Origin of the sequence: Streptomyces sp. MK37H, assembly GCF_018035285.1 — a bacterium.
Classification (GTDB): domain Bacteria; phylum Actinomycetota; class Actinomycetes; order Streptomycetales; family Streptomycetaceae; genus Streptomyces; species Streptomyces endocoffeicus.
In genome coordinates, this window is sequence record NZ_JAAAYH010000526.1 from 1 (window position 1) to 5389 (window position 5389).

Genomic DNA, 5389 nt, shown 5'->3' on the forward strand with positions numbered 1-5389 from the left:
ACCTCCTCATCCGTGGGGCCGGAGTCGTCTCGGTGCACACCGGCGAGATCGTCCCGGCGGACGTGGTGGTGACCGGGGACCTCATCCGCGCCGTCGCCGCCCCCGGTGTGCGGATCGACGCCGACCGCGTCCTGGACGCCGAGGGGTTGCTGCTGGCGCCCGGGTACATCGACGCCCATATGCACATCGAGAGCTCGCTGCTCACCCCCGCCGAGTTCGCCCGGATCACGGTGCGGCGCGGTACGACGACGGTGCTCGCGGACCCGCATGAGATCGTCAACGTCGCCGGGCGCGAGGCCATGGCCTGGATGATCGAGCAGGGCCGCGCGCCCGCGCAGACCATGCTGTGGGCCGTGCCCTCCTGTGTGCCCGCGCTCGAAGGCTTCGAGACCGCGGGATCCCGGCTGACCGCCGAGGACATCGCCGACATGCTCGGATGGGACGGGGTGACCACCCTCGGCGAGGTCATGGACTACCGCGCCGTGGTCACGGGCTCCCCGCGCATGCGGGCCATCGTCGACGCCGCCCGGCGCAAGGGCGTCCGCCTCGACGGCCACTGCCCGGGCCTCTCCGGCGACGACCTGGGCGAGTACCTCTGGGCCGGGATCGACTCCGACCACACCAAGAACACCCCCGAGGTCGCCGTGGAGAAGGCCCGGCTCGGGATGTTGCTGATGCTCCAGGAGAAGTGCCTCACCCCCGAGCTGGTGGCCCGGCTCCATGAACTCCCCGTGCTGCCCGACTTCTGCCTGGTCACCGACGACCTGGCGGCCGATGCCATCCTCGAGCGCGGGCACCTGGACCACATCGCGCGGGTCGCGCTGGACGCCGGGCTGAGCCCGCTGACCGTACTGCGCGCCCTCACCCTGCACCCGGCACGGCGCCTCGGCCTCGACGACCGGGGAGTGGTGGCCCCGGGCAAGCGCGCCGACCTCGTCCTGCTGCGCGCGCTGCAGGACCCGACACCGGTGACCGTCGTCTGCGGCGGCCGGGTGGTCGAGGAGACCGCCGAGGAGGCCGCCGCGACGGCCCTGGTGTCCAACCCCTTCGCCGACTCGGTACGCCTCACCTCGCTGGACGCGAGCGACTGCCGTTGGCGGGTCGATCTCCCCGACGGTGAGCACACCTTCCGGGCACTGCGGGTGAACCCCGTGGACACCTTCACCGAACCGGCCGAGGTCGTGCTGCCCGTACGGGACGGCGTCGTGGAGTGGGAGGGCAGGACGGCCGTGCTCGCGGTGTACGAGCGCCACCAGCGCTCCGGCCGCCGGACCATGGCCCCCGTGGTCGGCTTCGACCTGGCCCGGGGCGCGGTCGCCACCACGTACGCGCACGACAGCCACAACCTCACCGTCGTGGCCACCGACGCCCCCGCGCTGCGCCGTGCGGCCAACTCGGTGATCGGCTCAGGCGGCGGCATCTGCGTGGCCGTCACCGGAGAGCCGACCGTGCATCTCCCGCTGCCGGTGGGCGGTGTGATGTCCCCGGCGCCGGCCGCCGCGGTCGCCCAGGGGGCGGCCGCCGTACGGGAGGCGCTGCACCGGTGGGGCTGGCGGCACCGCAACGCCTTCATGAGTATCTCGACCATGACGCTGCCCGTGTCACCACAGATCAAGCTCACTGACAAGGGCCTGGTCCGGGTGGTCGACCGTGCATGGGAGCCGGCCGTCCTCTGACCGCCGACCGTGGTCCGGCCGCCGACCGCGGTCCGGCCGCCAGCGGCCTGGGACCGTCAGTCGCCCGGGGGCGTCAGTGGTCCGGCCGCCGACCGTGGTCCGGCGGCCAGTGGCCTGGGACCGTCAGTCGCCCGGGGTCGTCAGTGGCCTGGGACCGTCAGTCGCCCGGGGGCGTCAGTGGTCCGGCCGCCGACCGTGGTCCGGCCGCCAGCGGCCTGGGACCGTCAGTCGCCCGGGGCCGTCAGCGGCCTGGGGCCGTGGGCCGCCCGGGGCGGTCAGCGGCCTGGGACCGTCAGTCGCCCGGGGCCGCCAGCGGCCTGGACTGTCGGCCGCCCGGGGGGTCGGCCGCCTGGGGCCGTCGGCCGCCCGGGGCCGTCAGCGGCCCGAATGGACGGCGGCCCGAATGGACGGCGGCCCGAATGGACGGCGGCCCGGGTGGACGGCCGCCCGGGGGTCGGCGGTCAGTCGGCCGACTGTCCAGGGGTCGATCGTCAGTCGGCCGAGGCCGTCCGGGACCGGTACGACATCCAGGCCGCCACCACCGCCCCCGAGACGTTGTGCCAGACGGAGAACACGGCGGCCGGAAGCGCGGCCAGCGGGCTGAAGTGGGCGGCGGCCAGGGAGGCGGCGAGCCCGGAGTTCTGCATGCCGACCTCGAAGGCCATGGCCCGGCTGGCGGGCGCGCCCAGCCGGGCCAGCTTGCCGGCCCCGTAGCCCAGCGCCAGGCCGAGCCCGTTGTGGAGCACCACGGCGAGCAGTACCAGCGCCGCCGCCGACTTGATGGCGTCCGCGCTGGCGGCCACCACGATCGCCACGATCACGCCGATGGTGACGGCCGACAGCCAGGGCAGCAGCCCCAGCACCCGCTGGATGAACCGCCCGGCCACCAGCCGTACGACCAGCCCCCCGGCCACCGGCAGCAGCACGGTCTTGAGGATGTCGGTGACCATCGACTCCGCGTCCACCGGCAGGAACTCCCCGGCCAGCAGCAGTGTCAGCGGCGGGGTGACCAGCGGCGCGAGCACCGTGGAGACGGTGGCGACCGATACCGACAGCGCCACATCGCCGCGCGCCAGATACGTCACCACATTGGAGGCCGTTCCGCTCGGCGCACAGCCGACCAGGATGACACCGGCCGCCAACTGCGGGGAGAGACCGAGGGCGTTGGCGATCAGCCACCCCAGCCCCGGCATGATCACATAGTGCGCGACCAGCCCGAGCGCCACCGCCCAGGGCCGCTTGGCCACACCGGAGAAGTCCCGCGGGGTCATGGTGAGCCCCATGCAGAACATGACCACGCCGAGCAGATAGGGCACGTTCGGCGCCCAGCCGCTGAAGGTGCCGGGCGTGGCGAGGCCCGCCGCACCGGCGGCGAGGACGAGGAGGGGGAAGACGGTGACGGCCCGCCGGGCCGCCCGGTCGGCGGCAGCGGGCTCCGGCGACGACGAGGGCGCCTGCCCCGCCGTCGTCGGGGAGTTGTCCGCGGAGCTCTTCGATTCGGATCGCACCGCGTGATGGAACGCTTCCGGAGGTGCCTTCCGCAACACCGTCTCGTTATGTGGTCACTACACCCACTATGTGGAACTCAGTGGCGGCAACGGCAGTGGAAGCCCCGGCAGACCGTCGATGCTGCTGGCGATGTGCTCCTTCTTCTGGAAGTAGCGGTCCAGCGATTCGTCGTCCTCCCGCCGGAAGCGGGAGGCGTGCAGCGAGCGGTCCTCGCGGTAGTCCAGATACGGGACCGCGTAGCCGCAGGTGTCCCGGATCAGCTCGGCCGACACCACGATGACCGCCCGCAGCCCGTGATCGTCCACATCGATGTCCGGGAAGTGCGCCAGCAGCGCGGAGAAGCGCGGATCGTCACGGAACACCGGCTCGCCCCGGCCGTGGACGCGCACGATGTTCGGCGGGCCGGTGAAGGCGCACCACATCAGGGTGATCCTGCCGTTCTCCCGCAGATGGGCGATGGTCTCCGCGTTGCTCCCCGCGAAGTCCAGGTAGGCCACGGTCAGTTCATCGAGTACGGCGAAGGAGCCGGCCAGCCCCTTCGGAGAGAGATTCACCGTGCCGTCCCCGGCCAGCGGGGCGGTGGCGGTGAAGAACATCTTCTGCTCTTCGATGAAGGTGCGGAGTCTGCCGTCGATACGTTCGTACACCTTTCCCATGTGGCGCATTATCCCTGCGGATGGTCGCCGGGGCGATGTTTCCATGGGCGTATGGCCACCAAGAAAGCCTCCGCGCGAGCGTCCGCGACTGAGCCCGCGATCCGGATCCGCCGGGTGTACGACGCCCCCGACCCGGACGACGGCACCCGCGTCCTGGTGGACCGCGTCTGGCCGCGCGGCCTCGCCAAGGCCGACGCCCGGCTGGACGAATGGGCCAAGGGCGCCGCCCCTTCCACCGAGCTGCGCCGCTGGTACGGCCATGACCCGGACCTCTTCCCGGAATTCACCCGCCGCTACCGCGCCGAGCTCACCACCCCGGAGCGCCGCGAGGCCGTCGCCCACCTCCGCGAGCTGACCGCCTCCGGCCCCCTGACCCTCCTCACGGCCGTGAAGGACCTCGACCACGGCCATGTCCAGGTCCTGGCCGAGGCGATCCGCGACCAGGAGTGAGCGCCGTTCAGGGATCGCCCGATACAGCGTTCAGGGATCGCCCGATACAGCGGGATCGTCTTGTACAGAGGGGTCGCCTTATACACATAGCTCCGCCGAATAGCGGGCGAAGCCGCTGGTGTGCCACGTGGAGCCGTCCGCGGTGATCACGAACGCCTCGGCGTCGGGGAGCCGTCCCAGCCAGGGGCGGGCGCGTTCGGCGCCCATGGCGCAGGCCGCGGTGGCCACGGCGTCCGCGTCGGCCAGGCTGGTGGCGATCACGGTGACCGAGGCCAGGCCCTGCGCCGGGGGGCGGCCGGTGTGGGGGTCCAGGATGTGGCAGCCCCGCTCGGCCGGGCCCGAGGTGGCCACGGCCAGCTCGCCGCGGGCCTCCACGATCGCGGCCAGCTCGCCCCGGCGCAGCGGGTCGGCGATGCCCACCCGCCAGGGGCCGCCGTGCACCTGGACGTCGCCGCCGCCGTTCACACACACCGACCCGGCGCCCGAGGAGACCAGCATCCGGGCGGCGCGCTCCACCGCCCAGCCCTTGACCAGGCCCGTCGGGTCGAGGCGGCCACCGGCGTAGCGGGCGGTGAACCAGCCGCCGCTGCGATGCTCGGCGTCCTCGCACATCCGCAGCACATCGCGGACCTCGGGATCGCAGCGCGACAGCGTCAGCTCACCGCGCCCCAGCCGGCTGATCTGGCTGTCCCGGCGATAGGTGGAGAACAGCTCGTCCACCCGGTGCAGCCCCACCACGGCCCCGTCCAGCGCGGCCTGCACCCGGGGCCGGTCGGCGGGCGCGACCTCGCGGATGTCGAAGGAGAAGACCGTGCCCATGACGTGCTCGACATGGCGCAGCGGCTCGGGTTCGTCCATTCCGTACGTCACTTGGCACCCGCCTTGTCGAGCGCGCTCTGCAGGGACTTGGCGTAGCCCTCGCTGGTGTAGGTGGCCCCGGACACCGTGTCCACCTTCGCCGCGGACACCGCCTGCTGGTTGAGCTTTGGGATGGAGTCCTTGGCGATCTGCTCGCTGCGCGGCCCGGAGTCCGGCGTCTTGACCGCCTGCGCGCCGGTGATCTTCCCGCCGTTGACGGTGAGGCTCACCTGGACCGGG

At 72.8% G+C, this 5389-nt stretch carries 6 protein-coding genes; 2 read left to right on the forward strand and 4 right to left on the reverse strand.

Annotated features, from left to right (window positions below; translation table 11 throughout):
* A partial coding sequence (locus GWI24_RS39720) for an adenine deaminase C-terminal domain-containing protein (protein ID WP_210950891.1) occupies positions 1–1676 on the forward strand: 1676 nt, incomplete at its 5' end.
* A gap of 491 nt (positions 1677–2167) precedes the next feature.
* Here the strand turns inward: GWI24_RS39720 and GWI24_RS39725 are convergent.
* Both GWI24_RS39725 and GWI24_RS39730 read right to left on the reverse strand, forming a co-directional pair.
* Entirely contained in the window at positions 2168–3184 is a 1017-nt protein-coding gene (locus tag GWI24_RS39725; protein WP_210950892.1) for a bile acid:sodium symporter family protein, read from the reverse strand.
* 66 nt (positions 3185–3250) lie between these two features.
* The gene (locus GWI24_RS39730; RefSeq protein WP_210950893.1) at positions 3251–3841 is read right to left on the reverse strand and encodes a pyridoxamine 5'-phosphate oxidase family protein; all 591 of its coding nucleotides are present in this window, start codon (positions 3839–3841) and stop codon (positions 3251–3253) included.
* 51 nt (positions 3842–3892) lie between these two features.
* On the opposite strand from GWI24_RS39730, the gene GWI24_RS39735 reads away from it, so the two are divergent.
* Positions 3893–4291 carry a DUF488 domain-containing protein gene (locus GWI24_RS39735; protein ID WP_210950894.1) on the forward strand — a complete coding sequence of 133 codons (399 nt, stop codon included), beginning with the start codon at positions 3893–3895 and terminating at the stop codon, positions 4289–4291.
* Between the two features lie 78 nt (positions 4292–4369).
* On the opposite strand, the gene GWI24_RS39740 is transcribed toward GWI24_RS39735, so the two are convergent.
* Both GWI24_RS39740 and GWI24_RS39745 read right to left on the reverse strand, forming a co-directional pair.
* The gene (locus GWI24_RS39740; protein WP_210950895.1) at positions 4370–5149 is read right to left on the reverse strand and encodes an FAD:protein FMN transferase; all 780 of its coding nucleotides are present in this window, start codon (positions 5147–5149) and stop codon (positions 4370–4372) included.
* Positions 5150–5157: 8 nt separating this feature from the next.
* The coding region (locus tag GWI24_RS39745; RefSeq protein WP_210950896.1) for an FMN-binding protein at positions 5158–5389 on the reverse strand (232 nt) is incomplete at its 5' end.

Bases quoted from the DNA above. Each gene is read 5' to 3' on its own strand.
- GWI24_RS39730 (WP_210950893.1), bottom strand. From the start codon at position 3,841: ATGGGAAAGGTGTACGAACGTATCGACGGCAGACTCCGCACCTTCATC.
- GWI24_RS39735 (WP_210950894.1), top strand. From the start codon at position 3,893: ATGGCCACCAAGAAAGCCTCCGCGCGAGCGTCCGCGACTGAGCCCGCG.
- GWI24_RS39740 (WP_210950895.1), bottom strand. From the start codon at position 5,149: ATGGACGAACCCGAGCCGCTGCGCCATGTCGAGCACGTCATGGGCACG.